At 72.0% G+C, this 16,888-nt stretch carries 11 protein-coding genes; 7 read left to right on the top strand and 4 right to left on the bottom strand.

Annotated features, from left to right (window positions below):
- The first annotated feature begins 189 nt into the window (after window positions 1-189).
- Window positions 190-1,659, top strand: coding sequence for an amino acid permease (locus KVT45_RS31175; protein ID WP_217552475.1), 1,470 nt, complete (start codon window positions 190-192; stop codon window positions 1,657-1,659).
- Between the two features lie 42 nt (window positions 1,660-1,701).
- Window positions 1,702-2,193: a macro domain-containing protein gene (locus KVT45_RS31170; RefSeq protein ID WP_217552474.1), complete on the top strand. Its 492-nt coding sequence runs from the start codon at window positions 1,702-1,704 to the stop codon at window positions 2,191-2,193.
- A 105-nt stretch (window positions 2,194-2,298) separates the two neighbouring features.
- Here the strand turns inward: KVT45_RS31170 and KVT45_RS31165 are convergent, their stop codons facing one another.
- Window positions 2,299-3,768, bottom strand: a complete 1,470-nt coding sequence (locus KVT45_RS31165; RefSeq protein ID WP_217552473.1) for a M1 family metallopeptidase — start codon at window positions 3,766-3,768, stop codon at window positions 2,299-2,301.
- 223 nt (window positions 3,769-3,991) lie between these two features.
- On the opposite strand from KVT45_RS31165, the gene KVT45_RS31160 reads away from it, so the two are divergent.
- Window positions 3,992-5,944: a Xaa-Pro dipeptidyl-peptidase gene (locus tag KVT45_RS31160; RefSeq protein ID WP_217552472.1), complete on the top strand. Its 1,953-nt coding sequence runs from the start codon at window positions 3,992-3,994 to the stop codon at window positions 5,942-5,944.
- A 4-nt stretch (window positions 5,945-5,948) separates the two neighbouring features.
- On the opposite strand, the gene KVT45_RS31155 is transcribed toward KVT45_RS31160, so the two are convergent.
- Window positions 5,949-6,893, bottom strand: a complete 945-nt coding sequence (locus KVT45_RS31155; RefSeq protein ID WP_308310915.1) for an FAD-dependent oxidoreductase — start codon at window positions 6,891-6,893, stop codon at window positions 5,949-5,951.
- 65 nt (window positions 6,894-6,958) lie between these two features.
- On the opposite strand from KVT45_RS31155, the gene KVT45_RS31150 reads away from it, so the two are divergent.
- The 4 genes from KVT45_RS31150 to KVT45_RS31135 all read left to right on the top strand — a co-directional run bounded on the left by KVT45_RS31150 (window position 6,959) and on the right by KVT45_RS31135 (window position 12,982).
- Window positions 6,959-7,981: an oxidoreductase gene (locus tag KVT45_RS31150; protein WP_217552471.1), complete on the top strand. Its 1,023-nt coding sequence runs from the start codon at window positions 6,959-6,961 to the stop codon at window positions 7,979-7,981.
- Between the two features lie 36 nt (window positions 7,982-8,017).
- Complete coding sequence (locus KVT45_RS31145) at window positions 8,018-9,658, top strand: ABC-F family ATP-binding cassette domain-containing protein (protein ID WP_217552470.1); 1,641 nt, start codon at window positions 8,018-8,020, stop codon at window positions 9,656-9,658.
- Window positions 9,659-9,840: 182 nt separating this feature from the next.
- Complete coding sequence (locus KVT45_RS31140) at window positions 9,841-10,314, top strand: DUF1003 domain-containing protein (RefSeq protein WP_217552469.1); 474 nt, start codon at window positions 9,841-9,843, stop codon at window positions 10,312-10,314.
- A 67-nt stretch (window positions 10,315-10,381) separates the two neighbouring features.
- Window positions 10,382-12,982 carry a lysylphosphatidylglycerol synthase transmembrane domain-containing protein gene (locus KVT45_RS31135; protein ID WP_217552468.1) on the top strand — a complete coding sequence of 867 codons (2,601 nt, stop codon included), beginning with the start codon at window positions 10,382-10,384 and terminating at the stop codon, window positions 12,980-12,982.
- 119 nt (window positions 12,983-13,101) lie between these two features.
- Here the strand turns inward: KVT45_RS31135 and KVT45_RS31130 are convergent, their stop codons facing one another.
- Together KVT45_RS31130 and KVT45_RS31125 are read right to left on the bottom strand one after the other, a co-directional pair.
- Complete coding sequence (locus tag KVT45_RS31130) at window positions 13,102-15,486, bottom strand: Tex family protein (protein WP_217552467.1); 2,385 nt, start codon at window positions 15,484-15,486, stop codon at window positions 13,102-13,104.
- A gap of 472 nt (window positions 15,487-15,958) precedes the next feature.
- Entirely contained in the window at window positions 15,959-16,828 is an 870-nt protein-coding gene (locus KVT45_RS31125; protein ID WP_217552466.1) for a hypothetical protein, read from the bottom strand.
- Between the last annotated feature and the right edge of the window lie 60 nt (window positions 16,829-16,888).

The raw sequence follows: 16,888 nt of genomic DNA, 5'->3' as shown, positions 1-16,888 counted from the left end.
GGTCGATGTTCACCCGGACCCCATGATCGTGACCTTGTGAGAAGCGCCGCTCTGTGACCTGTGCCATCGCATGCGTCACGGGGGCAGGGGAAGGTGGCGCCTTGGTCCGTGCCCACCGAGCACGCCGACCGAGTACGTCCGGACACCCGAGCGCGACCCGCTCGGGCGCACCAGAGAGTGGAACCACCTGTGAGCAAGGACGCCGTGGACACGGCACAGGCCGCCGCCACCCGGACCGACGCGGCCCAGGCGCCCGCGGACGCGGGCGACGCCGGCTACAGCAAGGACCTCAAGGCCCGCCACGTCAACATGATCGCCATCGGCGGCGCGATCGGCACCGGACTCTTCCTCGGCGCCGGCGGACGCCTCCACAACGCGGGCCCGGCCCTCGCCCTCGCCTACCTGGTCTGCGGAATCTTCGCCTTCTTCGTGGTCCGCGCCCTCGGCGAGCTGGTCCTGTACCGCCCCTCCTCCGGCTCCTTCGTGTCGTACGCGCGCGAGTTCCTCGGCGAGAAGGGCGCCTACGTCGCCGGCTGGATGTACTTCCTGAACTGGTCCACCACCGGCATCGCCGACATCACCGCGATCGCGCTCTACACCCACTACTGGTCCATGTTCACCAGCATCCCGCAGTGGACGCTGGCGCTGATCGCCCTGGCCGTCGTCCTGTCGGTGAACCTGATCTCGGTGAAGATCTTCGGCGAGATGGAGTTCTGGTTCGCGATCATCAAGGTCGCCACCCTCGTCGGCTTCATGCTGATCGGCATCTTCCTGCTCGCCACCCAGCACAAGGTCGACGGGCGGACCCCGGGCCTGAGCGTCGTCTCCGGCCACGGCGGTGTCCTTCCGCACGGCCTGATGCCGGTCGTCCTGGTCATGCAGGGCGTGATCTTCGCGTACGCGGCCCTGGAACTGGTCGGCGTCGCGGCGGGCGAGACCGCCGAGCCGGAGAAGGTCGTCCCACGCGCGGTGAACTCGATCATGTGGCGCGTCGGCCTCTTCTACGTCGGCTCGGTCGTCCTGCTCGCTCTGCTGCTCCCCGGCTCGGTGTACTCGGCCGACGAGAGCCCCTTCGTCACGGTCCTCTCCAAGATCGGCGTCTCGGGCGCCGGTGACGTGATGAACCTGGTGGTCCTCACCGCGGCGATGTCCTCCCTCAACTCCGGCCTCTACTCCACGGGCCGCATCCTGCGCTCCATGGCGGTGGCCGGCTCGGCCCCGAAGTTCACCGCCCGCATGAACCGCAGCCAGGTCCCCTACGGCGGAATCCTGCTCACCTGCGCGGTCTGCGTGCTCGGCGTCGGCCTGAACTACCTCATGCCCAGCCAGGCCTTCGAGATCGTGCTGAACGTCGCCTCCCTCGGCATCATCAGCACCTGGGTGATCATCATGCTCTGCCACCTGATCTTCGTCCGCCGTGCCAGGGCGGGCCTGGTCGACCGCCCCGCGTTCCGCCTCCGCTTCAGCCCGGCGACCGAGATCGCCACGATCGCCTTCCTGCTGGTCTGCCTCGGCATGATGTGGAACGACCCCGAGGTCGGCCGCAAGACCCTCCTGCTCATCCCGGTGATCGCCGCACTGCTGGTGGCCGGCTGGTTCGGCGTTCGGCGCCGGGTCTCCCGGACGGCCGACAAGGAGCTGTCCCAGCTCACGAAGTAGCAGGTCGGCGTCGTTGTCAGTGGCATCGCCTACGGTGGCGTCATGTCGGAGATCACATACATCCGGGGGGACGCCACCACGCCGTCGGGCAAGGGCGTCAAGGTGATCGCCCACGTCTGCAACGACCTGGGGGGTTGGGGAAAGGGCTTCGTGCTGGCGCTCTCACGCCGCTGGCCGGAGCCGGAGAAGGCATACCGTGCCTGGCACCGCGACCGCGCGAACAACGACTTCGGCCTGGGCGCGGTCCAGCTGGTCCGCGTCGACCGGTACATCTGGGTGGCCAACATGATCGGCCAGCGGGGGACGAAGACGGGTAGCAAGGGCGCACCGGTCCGGTACGAGGCGATAGACACGGCGCTGGCCGGTCTCGCCGACGAGGTGACCGAACTCGGCGCCTCCGTGCACATGCCCCGCATAGGCTGCGGCCTGGCCGGCGGAAAATGGTCCCGCGTCGAGCCACTGATACAGGAACGGTTGGTGGCCCGCCGAATCCCGGTCACCGTGTACGACTACGGCGATGAAGCGCCCCTCTAGCTTTCTGGAGACGCCGCGAACAGGCGCCCCTTCAGGGGCGCGGGGAACTGCGCGACCAGCCACAAACCGGCCCGCAGCCCCCACCCCACCGCACCCGGCACCCGCCTAGTGCACGTCGTTCGTAGCTTCGATCTGCTTCCACGACTTCGGCTGCGCAACAGCCCCCACGGCCTTCACCGCCGGAGCCACCGGCTTCGTCGGCTCGAACAGGTACGCGTCGAACAACGCCGACAGTGACTTCCCGGACACCTTCTCGGCGTACTCCTGGAAGTCGGCCACCGAAGCGTTCCCGTACGCGTGCTCCTTCGGCCACCCCTTCAGAATGGCGAAGAACGCGTCGTCACCGACCTCGTTCCGCAGCGCCTGGATCGCCAGTGCCCCCCGGTCGTAGACAGCGATGTCGAACTGGTCGTCGGGGCCGGGATCCCCCGGCTTCACCGTCCAGAACGCGTCGTCGGCCGGATGCGACGCGTACACGTAGTCGGCGAGCTCCTGCGCCGTGCCCTCGCCCTCGTGCTCGGACCACAGCCACTGCGCGTAGCGGGCGAAGCCCTCGTTGATCCAGATGTCCTTCCAGCCCTTGAGGGAGACGTCGTCGCCGTACCACTGGTGTGCCAGTTCGTGCACGACCACGGAGGTGTTGGCGCCGTTCGCGAACTGCTTCGGGCTGTAGTAGACCCGGGTCTGCGTCTCCAGCGCGTACCCGGTGGTGGTGTTCGGCACGTACCCGCCGGCCGAGCTGAAGGGATAGGGCCCGAAGTAGCCGGAGAGCCAGTCGACGAGCTCCCCGGTGCGCTCCACGCTCGCCCGCGCCGCCCCGTCGTTGTCGCCGAGGTCCTTGCTGTAGGCGTTGACGACCGGCACCCCGCCCTCGGAGGTGCTCGTCGTGATGTCGAACTTCCCGACGGCCAGCGTGGTCAGATAGGTCGCCTGCGGCTTGTTCTGACGCCAGTTGTACCGGGTCCAGCCGAGCTTCGAACTCGTCGACTGGAGCAGGCCGTTGGAGATGACCTGGGTGCCGTCGGGAACGGCCACCGACACGTCGTAGGTCGCCTTGTCCAGCGGGTGGTCGTTGCTCGGGTACCACCACCAGGCGGCCTCGGGCTCGTCCGCCGCGACCGCCCCGTCCGGGGTGCGGTGCCACGTGTTGAAGCCGTACGCGCTCTTCGTCGACGGCACCCCGCTGTAGCGGACGACGACGGTGACCTGCGTGCCCTTGGCCAGCGGCGACTTGGGGGTGATGACCAGTTCGTGCTGACCGGACGTGGCGAAGTCGGCCTTCACCCCGTTGACCCGTACCTCGCTGACGTCCAGCAGGAAGTCCAGGTCGAAGCTGGACAGGTCCTGCGTGGTGCGCGCCAGGATCGTCGCCGTACCGGCCAGCTCGTCGGTGGTCGGCTGGTACTGCAACCGGAGGTCGTAGTGGGAGACGTCGTAACCGCCGTTGCCGTAGTACGGGTAGTAGGGGTCGCCGATGCCCGGCGCGCCGGGGCTGTAGCTCGCGGCCGATGCCGGGATCGCCAGCAACAGGGAGGCCGCCGCGAGGGCGCCCGGCGCGAGGATTCTGCGGTGCACGAGAACTCCAGGTCGGTAGGGGGCCGAGGCACACCCGCCACACCGCGGCGGGCAGCGCCAAGTCGATGGAGCACGAAACTGTTCGGAGCCTATTCAGTCCCTGTGTCACCTGGCCTGTCCATGGTCCCTGCTGTCACACGATCGCCATTCGGCCGCAATCCGCCCTGACGGTCCCCCAGATGCCCCCTTCTGCACGGGAGTTGACCGGGGTAGCGTCCGCCGCATGCCGAAACGCACGCGCTTCACGATCTGGAGACCGCTCGCCGTCGCGGCCGTCGCAGCCCTGATCGCCGCCTTCCTCACCCCGGCCGCGGCCCAGGCTTCCGGCGCCCCTCGCGAGAGCCAACCCGTCTACTCGTACGCGAACGCCATCCGCGAGGCCGTCTGGGTGGACACCGGCCTCGACTCCGACGGCGACGGGAAGACCGACCGGGTCGCCGCCGACATCGTCCGGCCCGCCGAACCCGCCGCGCAGGGCCGCAAGGTGCCGGTCATCATGGATGCCAGCCCCTACTACTCCTGCTGCGGACGCGGCAACGAGAGCCAGCTGAAGACGTACGACGCCAACGGCGACGTCGTCCAGATGCCGCTCTTCTACGACAACTACTTCGTGCCCCGCGGCTACGCCTTCGTCGGCGTCGACCTGGCCGGCACCAACCGCTCCGACGGCTGCGTCGACGTCGGCGGCCGCTCCGACATCCAGTCCGCGAAGGCCGTCATCGACTGGCTGAACGGCCGTGCCAAGGCGTACAGCAGCCGCACCGGCACCACCACGGTCAAGGCGAGCTGGACCAACGGCAAGACCGGCATGATCGGCAAGAGCTGGGACGGCACCATCGCCAACGGCGTGGCCGCCACCGGCGTCAAGGGCCTCAAGACGATCGTCCCGATCAGCGCCATCTCCTCCTGGTACGACTACTACTTCGCCCAGGGCGCCCCGCTCTACGACTCAGGCCCCGACTGGCTGGCCGGCGCCGTGGAGAGCGACGACGCCTACGCCAAGTGCGGTGCCGTCCAGCAGAAGCTGGTCGACGGCGCCCCGCGCAGCGGCGACTGGACCGACCTGTGGACCGAGCGCGACTACGTCAAGGACGCGTCCAAGGTGAAGGCCAGCGTCTTCCTCGTGCACGGCATGCAGGACCTCAACGTCCGCACCAAACACTTCGGCCAGTGGTGGGACGCCCTCGCCAAGACCGGCGTCGAGCGCAAGATCTGGCTCTCCCAGACCGGACACGTCGACCCCTTCGACTACCGGCGCGGCGCCTGGGTCGACACCCTGCACCGCTGGTTCGACCACGAACTCCTCGGCTACGACAACGGCATCGACCGCGAGCCGATGGCCGACATCGAGCGCCACCCCGACCAGTGGGTGACCTCCTCCGCCTGGCCGCCGAGCGGCACGCAGACCACCACCCTGCGCCCCGCCACCGGCACCCAGCCGGGCGTCGGCACCCTCGGCCTGCACAAGGGATCCGGCACCGAGACGTTCACGGACGACCCGCAGCAGAGCGAGACCGACTGGGCCGCCCAGCTCGCCACCCCCACCTCGGACAAGGCCGGCTTCCTCACCGCGCCGCTCACCCACGACGTGCGCCTGTCCGGCTCGTCGAAGGTGACCGTCACCGCCACCCCGACCACCTCGACGGCCCACCTGACCGCCGTCCTGGTCGACCTCGGCCCGGACACCATCCGGGACTACGCCGACGCCGCCGAGGGCATCACCACCCTCACCGACCGCACCTGCTGGGGCGAGAGCACGGCCGGTGACAGTGCCTGCTTCCTGAAGACCGCGGCCAAGACCAAGGCCGTCGACTACACCGTCTTCAGCCGCGGCTGGGCCGACCTGGGCACCTACGCCGACCCCGGCAAGGTCGTCCCGCTCACCCCGGGCAAGGCCTACACGATCACGCTCGACCTGGCGGCCACCGACCACGTCGTACCCAAGGGCCACCGCCTGGCGCTGATCGTCGCGGGCACGGACAAGGACCTCATCGATCCGCCGTCCACCACCCCGACGCTCAGCGTGGATCTGTCCCGTACGACGGCCAGGGTTCCGCTGGTCGGCGGCGCGGCCGCGTTCACCCGCGCCACCTCCGCCCGGTGGACCGCTCCCGAGAAGACCGCCCTGCACGGCGTCCGCGCCCCGCGCACCGTCCAGCGCGTTCCCGCGAGCTGACCGCTCAGGCGGCCGGGCCGGCCTCCGCCAGCCCGGCCGCCTCCCGCGCACATCCCCAGGCGACCGTGACCCCGGCCCCGCCGTGCCCGTAGTTGTGGACCAGCACCCGCCCGTCCGGCCGGAGTTCGTGCTCCAGCCGGACCGCCGTCCGGTACGGCCGCAGCCCCACCCGGTGCGCCAGCACCCGCGCCCCGGCGATCTCCGGCCGGACCGCCGCGCACCGCGCCACGATCCCGGCCGCGACGTCCGGATCCGGCTCCAGCGACCAGGCGTCCTCCTCCGCCGTACCCCCGAGCAGCAGCCCGCCGGGCTGCGGGAAGAAGTACGCGGACGCGCCTCCCGCCACCTCGTCCGACGTGTACCAGGTGGTGATGCCGGGGTTCTCCACCACGACCAGCTGCCCGCGCACCGGACGCACGGCCGGGTCCGGGACGAGTGAACGGGCCCCGAGCCCGGTGCAGTTGACCACCACCGGCGCGGGCGCCTCGTCCAGCGCGCCCACCACCCGCTCCTCGACCGTCCCGCCCGCCCGCTCCAACCGCTTCCGCAGCCACTCCAGATGGACCGGCATGTCGATCAACGGCAGCCGGGCCGCCAGACCCTCGGCGGTCTCGGCCAGTCCGGGCACCTCCGCCGCCCACGCACCCAGCCCGTCCAGCCGCAGGCCGTCGTGTACGCCCTCGACCAGGCGTACGCCCGTCTCCTCCGGCCGCCCCGCCAACTCCCTGTACACGACAAGGGAGGCGAGCGCCCATTCCCCGACCAGCGCCTCCGGCTCGATGCGGTACGGCCACCACAGGGCGCCGGCGACCGCCGAGGTCGTACGCCCGCCGGTCTCCCGGGCCCACACCCGCACCCGCCGCCCGCCCTCGGCCAGCACCACCGCCGTGGTCAGTCCGACGACCCCGCCGCCGACCACGATCACTTCGTCACTCAGCTCAGACCGCACACCGTGACGTTAGCGGAATATGTCATGCCGCGCTCAGATCGTCCCGCTCTGGGGATACTCACAGCATGTCTGCCGCATACGCGACCTTCGGCCTGGCCCCGGCGATGCGCGCCGGCGCTGTCCTCGCCGACGGCGGGTACCAGCTCCACCGGGACTTCGTGGACTTCGTCGTCGACGGTCACCCGCTGCTGTTCCAGCTCTCCGACCTGGACGCCGTCTCCCCGCTCGCCTCCGACGTGCCGCCCGCGATCTTCATCGCGCAGGTCCGCAGCCTCTTACTGGAGTCCGAGGCCCCGCTGCCCGACGGCCGGTACGTCGTCTACGGCTGCCCCGAGTGCGAGGACCTGGCCTGCGGTGCGGTCACCGCGGTCATCGAGCACGACGGCGACGACTACATCTGGCGGGACTTCGCCTGGCAGACCGGCGAACATGCCGACCTGGAGCTCAACGGCTACCACGGCATCGGCCCGTTCCGCTTCCACGGCCCCGAGTACCGCGAGGCCCTCGGCGCGCTCCTGGCGGACTCCGGCCCGCCGCCCGGCCGCCGGGTGCTGCTGATCGGCTCCCGGGTCGCCCTCCTCGCCAAGCTGGCCGCCGCCCTGCGCACCATCGGCATCGGTGCCGACATCACCCGCGACGCCGACGCCGTCCCCGCCGAGGAACTCCGCGGCTACGCAGCCGTCGCCTTCGGCCCCGCGGTCGGCGAGGCGGAGCGGACCGCCGTACGCCAGGTGTTCGAGCGGGCCGGCGTGGAGGTGGCCTACGTGGACGGACTCGCCCCGATCGTCCCGCTCCTCGTCGCCCAGATCGAACACGCCCTCGACCGCAGCCCGCTCCCGCAGCGCCGGCTGGCCCACCTGGACGCCGCCGACGGCACCGCGGGCATCGAGGTCACCTCGCCCTGCCGGGTACGGCTCACGGCGTACCGCCTCGACCGGCTCTCCCGCCCGCGCACCCACGAACTCTTCGACGGCGTCCTGGAACCCGGCCGCCACCGCATCCCCCTGGACGGCAGGACGGCCAAGGGCGGGTCCTTCGTGGTGGCCCGCACCGCCGGGAGCGTCCTGGTGCAGGCGACGGCGCGCTGACCGCCCTGCCCCGCGGACATTAGGATCGGCGTTCTGATGACTGCCACCCTCGTCGCCAAGAACCTCGCCGCCGGGCACGGCGACCGCTCGCTCTTCTCCGGGCTCGACCTCGTCGTCGCGCCCGGAGACGTGATCGGGCTGGTCGGTGCCAACGGCGCGGGCAAGTCCACCCTGCTCCGGCTGCTCGCCGGGCTCACCGCCCCCGAACAGGGCGAACTGCGGCTCTCCCCGCCGACCGCGACCGTCGGCCACCTGCCCCAGGAGCCGGAGCGGCGGCCGGGCGAGACCGTTCGCGCGTTCCTCGCCCGGCGCACCGGGGTCGCCGAGGCCCAGCGTGTGATGGACGAGGCGACCCAGGCGCTCGTCGACGGGGCACCGGGCGCCGACGACGCCTACGCCACCGCACTGGAACGCTGGCTCGACCTCGGCGGCGCCGACCTCGAGGAGCGGGCCGAGGAGATCGCCGACACCCTCGGCCTGGCCGTCGACCTCGACCAGCCGATGACCTCCCTCTCCGGCGGCCAGGCCGCCCGCGCGGGCCTCGCCTCCCTCCTCCTCTCCCGCTACGACGTCTTCCTCCTCGACGAGCCCACCAACGACCTCGATCTGGACGGCCTGGAGCGCCTCGAACGCTTCGTGACCGGCCTGCGCGCCGGCACGGTCGTCGTCAGCCACGACCGCGAGTTCCTCACCCGCACCGTCACCAAGGTCCTCGAACTCGACCTCGCCCAGAACCAGATCAACCTCTACGGCGGCGGCTACGACGCCTACCTGGAGGAACGCGAGACGGCCCGCCGGCACGCCCGCGAGGACTACGACGAGTACGCCGACAAGAAGTCCGCCCTCCAGGACCGCGCCCAGATGCAGCGCGGCTGGATGGACAAGGGCGTCAAGAACGCCCGGCGCAAGGCGAGCAACGACAACGACAAGATCGGCCGCAAGTTCCGCAGCGAGGCCAGCGAGAAGCAGGCCGCCAAGGCCCGCCAGACCCAGCGCATGATCGAACGCCTGGACGTCGTCGAGGAGCCCCGCAAGGAGTGGGACCTGCGCATGGAGATCGCGACCGCCCCGCGCTCCGGCGCCGTCGTCGCCACCCTGCGGGACGCGGAGGTACGGCGCGGGGACTTCACCTTCGGCCCGGTGTCCCTCCAGATCGACTGGGCGGACCGGGTCGCGGTGACCGGCGCGAACGGCGCGGGCAAGTCGACGCTGCTCGCCGCGCTGCTCGGCCGGGTGGAGCTGGACGCCGGGCACGCTGCCCTCGGCTCCGGCGTGCTGGTCGGCGAGGTCGACCAGGCCCGCAAGCTCTTCCACGGCACCGAGTCCCTGCTGGACGCCTTCTGCGCGGCCGTACCGGACACCGAACCGGTCGAAGTCCGCACCCTGCTCGCCAAGTTCGGCCTCAAACAGGACCATGTGCTGCGCTCCGCGGCCACGTTGTCACCGGGGGAGCGGACCCGTGCGGCGCTGGCCCTGCTCCAGGGCCGCGGCGTCAACCTCCTCGTCCTGGACGAACCGACGAACCACCTGGACCTGCCGGCGATCGAGCAGCTGGAATCGGCGCTCGACTCCTACGAGGGCACCCTCCTCCTGGTCACCCACGACCGCCGCATGCTGGACGCGGTCCACGTGACCCGCCGCCTGGAGGTAGCGGCGGGCAAGGTCACGGAACGCTGACCCCGCCTGAAAGCGCCCCGTAAGGGGCGCGGGGCTGTGTCGATATGCGGCTCCGCCGCGCGGGCGCGAGCAACCACAACGCACCCGCAGCCGCCGAACAACCCGACCCGGCACCCCCTACGGCGCTGTCGGCCCCGCCCCGTACGCTGCGATCATCATCGGACACAGGGCAGGGAGGGACCATGGGCACACCGAAGCGACCGGCCCTACGGATCGTGAACGAACAGGACGTCCTCGCACAATTGCGCGGCACCCAGGACCGCATCGCGGACGGGATCACCGCCTTCGCCGGAACCATGACGTTCGTGTACCTGCACGCCCTGTGGTTCGCGGTCTGGATCGTGTGCAACGAGGGCGTGTTCGGCGAAGGCGCGATCTGGGACCCGTTCCCCTTCGGGCTGCTCACCATGATCGTCAGCCTGGAGGCGATCTTCCTGTCCACGTTCGTGATGGTGAGCCAGAACCGGCAGGCCGCCCGTGAGAACGTCCGCGCCGACCTGGACTTCGAGACCAACGTGCGCTCGGAGGTGTGGTCCATCCACATGGGCCGTGCCCTCGGCGTCGACCCCGTGGAGGTCGAGAAGCGCGTCCAGGAACTGCTCGCGGAGAACCGCGCCCGGATGAACGGCACCATCCAGCCTCCGAAGGAGACATGATCCGTCGGCCGACTGCGTCTGATCACAGTCATTCGACGGAGGCGCGGAACTCCGGCCGCATGGAACCATGAGCCGACGTCCGGGGGAGCCGGACCTGTGCCCGAAGGAGCGCGCGCATGGGCCGTCCTCGCAGCCCCGCCGGGGGCGGGACATGACCGACCGGCACGGCATGCTGCTGTCCTCCGACATCGTGGGCGCGGCCGGGACCGGCGGGACGGCGCCCACCGTCCACGCCCCGCCGCCCCAGGACGTACGCCGCGCGGCCGACCTGCTGCGACTGCTGGTCTCCCTGGCCGCCCTCGCACTGACGGTACTGGTGGCGGTCGCCACCCGGGACTTCGCCCGCAGGGCGCAGCAGGGCCTGCTCACCGCGGCCACCGCGCTGCCGCCGGACCTGCGCGACGCACTGCTCGGCACGGTGCAGGCGGTCGCCATGCTCGCACCGCTGGCCGCCCTGACCGTCCTCGTCGTACGGCGCCGGTTCGACGCGGTGTCGAGGGTGCTGCCCGCCGCGGCCCTGGGCGCGGCCGACGGCTGGACGCTCACCCGGCTCGCGCTGGCCGAGAGCAGACCCGAACTGTGGCCGGAGGTGCTCGTCGGCCGTGGCGGACTGGTGCACGCGGGCTGGCCGTCGGCGGTGTACCTGGCGGCCTGCGCGTCCGCGGTCGTCGCCGCGGGCCCCTGGCTGGCACGGCCGTGGCGGCGGGCGCTGTGGGCCCTGACCACCGGGTGCGCCGCGCTCGGCGCGCTGGCCGCCTCGCTCGTCCCGCTGGACGCGTTCGGGGCCCTCGTCGTCGGCGGCACCGCCGGATCGGCCGTCCTGCTCATGGCCGGCGGCCCGCCAGACCGTCCGCCGGCCCAGGCCGTCGCCGATGCCCTCGTCGCCTGCGGGATCCCCCTCGCTACCCTCCGCGAACTTCCGGCGGACCGCCAACTCCCCGGCGAGGGCGTCCTCTACGGCGCCCAGACCGCCGAGGGCGCGCAGCTGACCGTACGCGCCCTCGCCGCCGAGGACCGGGGCCGCGACCTGTTCCACCGGCTCGCCCGGCGCGTCCTGCTGCGCCACCCGGCCGATCCCGGCGAGCAGACGCCGCTCGGGGCCGCCGAGCACGAACTGCTCATGCTCGTCTTCGCCGCCCGCACCGGCGCCCGGGTCGCCGACCCCGTCATCGCCTACCCCGTGACCGGGGGCGGCGCGGTGGTGGTGACGGTCGGGACGGGGGCCCGTCCGCTGTCCGCGCTCCCCGACGAGGAACTGACCGACACCCTGCTCGGCGAGGCCTGGACGGCCGTGGCCCGCATCCAGGAACACCGCCTCGCGCACCGGGCGTTGCGCCCCGAGCACATCCTCGTCGCACCGGACGGCGGCCCCAGGCTCACCGCGTTCGCGCGAGCCCAGCTGAACGCGCCGCCCGAGACGCTGGGCAGTGACCTCGCCGAACTGCTCGCCACCACCGCCGTACGCGTCGGACCGGCCCGCGCCACCGCCTGCGCCCTGGCCGGCCTCGGCCCCGAACGGCTCGCGAGTGCCCTGCCGTACCTGCAACCGCTCGCCCTGCTCGGCCCCGCCCGCCGCGAGGTGGCCCGCTACGACCAGGCCCGCGCCCGGGAGGCCACGACCAGCACCCGGCGCCGCACGCTGCGCCCCGGCGGCCGGCCGAACCTGATGCACGACCTCGCCGAGGAAGTGCGCGGCGCATGCGAGGTCCCGGCCGCCAAACCGGCCCCGCTCGCCCGGTTCACCTGGAAGAGCGTCCTGGGCCTGGCCGGCGCGTTCCTGGTGCTCCACCTTGTGCTGCCACAGCTCGCCAACGCCCCGGCCGCCCTCCGTGCGCTGCGCGACGCCAACTGGTGGTGGCTGCTCGCGGTCGTGCCCGTCACCTTCGTCTCGCAGGCGTTCTCGACCTGTCTGCAACTGGGCAGCATCCCCGGGCGGCTGCCGTTCCGGGCCACCTACCAGGTGCAGTTCGCCAGCTCCTTCCTGAACCGGATCACCCCGGGCAACGTCGGCGGCATGGCGCTCAACCTGCGCTATCTCCAGAAGACGGGGATCGAGACCGGCGCGGCGACGGCCTCCGTCGGGCTCCAGAGCCTGGCCGGCGCGGTCTCCAACGTGGTGGTCGCCACCGTGTTCTTCGCCGCGGCCGGACAGCGCCACGGCGGGGTGCACCTGGATCTGCCCGTCGGCAAGTACACCCTGCCCGCGATCGTCCTCGTGCTGGCCGCCGGAGGGCTGCTCGGCCTGACCCCGCCCGGCCGGCGCTTCCTGCGCGAGAAGGTGTGGCCGTTCCTGCGCGCGGCGGGGACGACGCTCACCGGGATCGCCGCCGACCCCGCCAAGCTGGCCCTCGGGGTCGTCGGCATGTTCGGCCTGCCCGTCATCCAGATCGTCGGGCTCGCGCTGAGCCTGCACGCGCTCGGCGGCGACCTCCCGTTCGTCCAGCTCGGTGCCGCCTACATGGCGGCCCGCCTGCTCGCCAACGCGGCCCCGGTCCCCGGCGGTCTCGGCGCGCTCGAAGCGGGCCTCATCGCGGGCCTGACCGCCCTCGGCGTGCCGGCCGGCCCGGCGACCTCGGCGGTCCTGGTCTACCGGCTGCTCACGTTCTGGCTCAACGTCCCGCTGGGCGCGGCCGCGCTGGGCTTCGTACAGCGACGCGGGTACGTCTGACGGGGCCCGGCGAACGCGCCCCTTCAGGGGCGCGGGGCTGTATCGATATGCGGCTCCGCCGCGTGGGCGCGACCAGCCACAACGGACCGGCAGCGACCCACGCCCCGCGGCGGGTACGGTCAGCGCTTCCCGTTCTTCCCGTCCAGCAACCCGGCCCGGCGCAGAGCATCGGCCATCGCACTGTTCGCCGGTGCCGGCGCAGCCCCCTGGCGAGGGCCGCCACCCCCCTGACGCTGCTGCTGTTGCCGCTGCTGCGGCGGACGCCCGCCGCCACCTCGCTGCTGTTGCTGCCGGCGCTCACCGCCGGAGGCCGCCGCCTCGTCGTCCAGCCGCAGCGTCAGCGAGATCCGCTTGCGCGGGATGTCCACTTCGAGGACCTTCACCTTGACGATGTCACCCGACTTCACCACGTCCCGCGGGTCCTTGACGAACGTCTTGGACATCGCGGAGACATGGACCAGGCCGTCCTGGTGCACACCGATGTCGACGAACGCGCCGAACGCCGCCACGTTCGTGACGACCCCCTCCAGGACCATCCCGGAGGACAGGTCGGCGATCTTCTCGACGCCCTCCTTGAACGTGGCCGTCTTGAAGGCCGGACGCGGGTCGCGCCCCGGCTTCTCCAGCTCCTTGAGGATGTCGGAGACGGTCGGCAGACCGAACGTCTCGTCCACGAAGTCCGTCGGCCGCAGTGAGCGCAGCGCACCCGTGTTGCCGATGAGCGCGGCCACCTCCTGACCCGACGTCTTCACCATGCGCCGTACGACGGGATACGCCTCAGGGTGGACGCTCGACGCGTCCAGCGGGTCGTCGCCGCCGCGGATGCGCAGGAAGCCCGCGCACTGCTCGTACGCCTTCGGGCCGAGCCGGGCCACCTTCTTCAGCTGGCCGCGGGAGGTGAACGGGCCGTTGGTGTCGCGGTGGGCGACGATGTTCTCGGCGAGCCCGGAGGTGATGCCGGAGACCCGGGCGAGGAGCGGGGCCGACGCCGTGTTGACGTCCACGCCCACGCCGTTCACACAGTCCTCGACGACCGCGTCCAGCGAGCGGGACAGCTTCACCTCGGACAGGTCGTGCTGGTACTGGCCGACGCCGATCGACTTGGGGTCGATCTTCACCAGCTCGGCCAGGGGGTCCTGGAGCCGGCGGGCGATCGACACGGCGCCACGCAGCGACACGTCCATGTCGGGCAGCTCCTGCGAGGCGAACGCGGAGGCCGAGTACACGGACGCGCCGGCCTCGGACACCATCACCTTGGTGAGCGTCAGCTCCGGGTGCCTGGTGATGAGCTCACCGGCGAGCTTGTCGGTCTCGCGGGACGCCGTGCCGTTGCCGATCGCGATCAGCTCGACCGCGTGCTCCTTGGCGAGCCGGGCCAGCTTGGCGATCGCCTCGTCCCACTTGTTGGCCGGGACGTGCGGGTAGATGACGTCGGTGGCGACCACCTTGCCGGTGGCGTCGACGACGGCCACCTTCACGCCGGTCCGGAAACCGGGGTCCAGGCCCAGGGTCGCGCGGGTGCCGGCCGGGGCGGCGAGCAGCAGGTCGCGCAGGTTCGCCGCGAAGACGTCGACCGCCTCGTCCTCGGCGGCCGTACGCAGGCGCAGCCGCAGGTCGATGCCGAGGTGGACGAGGAGGCGGGTGCGCCAGGCCCAGCGGACCGTGTCCGACAGCCACTTGTCGGCCGGACGGCCGCGGTCGGCGATCCCGAATTTGTGGGCGACGATGCCCTCGAACGAGGACGGGCCCTCGGTCGGCTCCTCCGGCTCCAGGACGAGGTCGAGGACCTCCTCCTTCTCGCCGCGCAGCATCGCCAGGATGCGGTGCGAGGGCAGCTCGGTGAACGGCTCGGCGAACTCGAAGTAGTCGGCGAACTTGGCGCCCGCCTCCTCCTTGCCGTCCCGCACCTTCGCGGCGAGCCGGCCGCGCACCCACATGCGCTCGCGCAGCTCGCCGACGAGGTCCGCGTCCTCCGAGAACCGCTCGGTGAGGATCGCGCGGGCACCGTCCAGGGCGGCCTGCGGATCGGCGACACCCTTGTCGGCGTCGACGAAGGCGGCGGCCGCCGCCAGCGGGTCCACCCCGGGATCCCCGAGCAGCCCCTCGGCCAGCGGCTCCAGGCCGGCCTCCCGCGCGATCTGTGCCTTGGTCCGCCGCTTCGGCTTGTACGGCAGGTAGATGTCCTCCAGCCGCGCCTTGGTCTCGGCGCCCCGGATCTGCGCCGCCAGCTCGTCGGTGAGCTTGCCCTGCTCCCGCACCGACTCCAGGATCGCCGTCCGCCGCTCTTCAAGCTCCCGCAGATAGCGCAGCCGCTCCTCGAGCGTGCGCAGCTGCGCGTCGTCGAGCATCTCGGTCGCTTCCTTGCGGTAGCGGGCGATGAAGGGCACCGTCGAACCGCCGTCGAGCAGCTCCACGGCAGCCTTGACCTGCCGCTCCCGTACGCCGAGCTCCTCGGCGATCCTGCCTTCGATGGACCCTGGAACCAGGGACCCGGGTGTCGTCACGATCCCGTACCGCCTTCTCCACTGAGGTTGCGCCGCAATTGTGGCAGGTGACACCGACAACCGGGCCCCAGGGCGCCTTTCCGCGACACGGACTCTCCGCGAATCCATCGCACGCCCGAGCAATCGCTCGCACACCCGAATGAATCCACCCCCTCACAGACGAACCAAACCCGCGGCCCAGCCACGGAACCCGCCGCCTCATGGGGGGCGGCTGCCTCACGGACGAACGATTCCGCGGCCGCGCCACGGAACCCGCTGCTTCATGGGGGGGCGGCTGCCTCACGGATGAACGAACCCGCGGCCCAGCCACGGAACCCGCCGCCTCACAGGCGAAGGGTTCGCCCACACCAAGATCGGCCGCTCACCATGATCCGCCGCAACGGTGCTCAGCCCCGGCGGTGCTGCCCGGCGGTGCCGAACCGGCCCTCAGCCAGCCCCCGGCCCAACACCACGGCCCTGGCCCCCGGCCTGGTCACCCTTTGCCGACAAGATCCGCCGGAAACGCTCCCGCGGCCACCGCCGCCCTCGCGAACCCCGCCGCGAGCTCCGTCAGCCGGGCCACCCCGTCGGCCCCCAGATGCTCGTACGGCGCCCGGTCCAGCCGGTCCGTCTCCGTCTCGATCTCCGCCCGCAGCGCCACCCCCGCCCCGGTCAGCTCACCCGCCGCGTCGAGCAGCCCGCGCTCCCGCAGCCGTGCCACCGCCGCGTCCCAGTCGTCCTGGCTCCAGCCGCGCGTGGCGAACACCCACTTCGGAGTCATCCCCTTGCCGGTCGCCGTGTGCGTCACCACCGCCTCCAGCCCGTCCAGACCGGCCGCCAGCAGCGCCGCGAGGTGCCCGTCGCCGCGGTGCTCGCGCAGCAGCGTGCTCGCGTACGAGTAGGCGAGATGGGGCTCCTGAGGCACCGGCAGGTCCGCGTGCGCGGCGTACAGCGGGCGGCCGGAGCGCGAGCAGGCCTCGGTGGCGCGCAGCGCGAGCTTCGCGGCCTCGGCCATCCCGTCGGAGACCACCGCGTCCGCGCCGAGCAGCCGCCGCATGGACGCGTCGACGGCACGCGCGCGTGCGGCGAGGACGTCCTCCGGGGAGGCGAGCTCCCAGACGGCCGGCACATGCCGGGCCACCAGCTCGTGCTTGTAGTTGTAGAACGTCGCCGTCACCGTGCCGGCCCCGACCGCGCCCAGCGCGGCCGCCCGCACCGCGAAGTTGACGGCCCGCGGGTGGGTGACCCCGAGCGCGGCCAGTTCCTCGGCCAGCTCGGGGCTGAAGAAGTGGCTCGCGTGCAGGGAGTTGAGCAGGGTGTGGCAGCGGCGGCCGGCGCGCGGCTCCAGGGCGGCGGTTGTCATGGGCGGCACGCTACTGACTGGTTGGTACGGACTCCAGTGTCCGGCCCGATGCCGGCCCGT

It is taken from the genome of Streptomyces sp. GbtcB6, from assembly GCF_019091475.1.
Lineage (GTDB): Bacteria > Actinomycetota > Actinomycetes > Streptomycetales > Streptomycetaceae > Streptomyces > Streptomyces hyaluromycini.
Note: the sequence above shows the minus strand (reverse complement) of the source record. Positions and strands in the feature narration are given on the sequence as shown.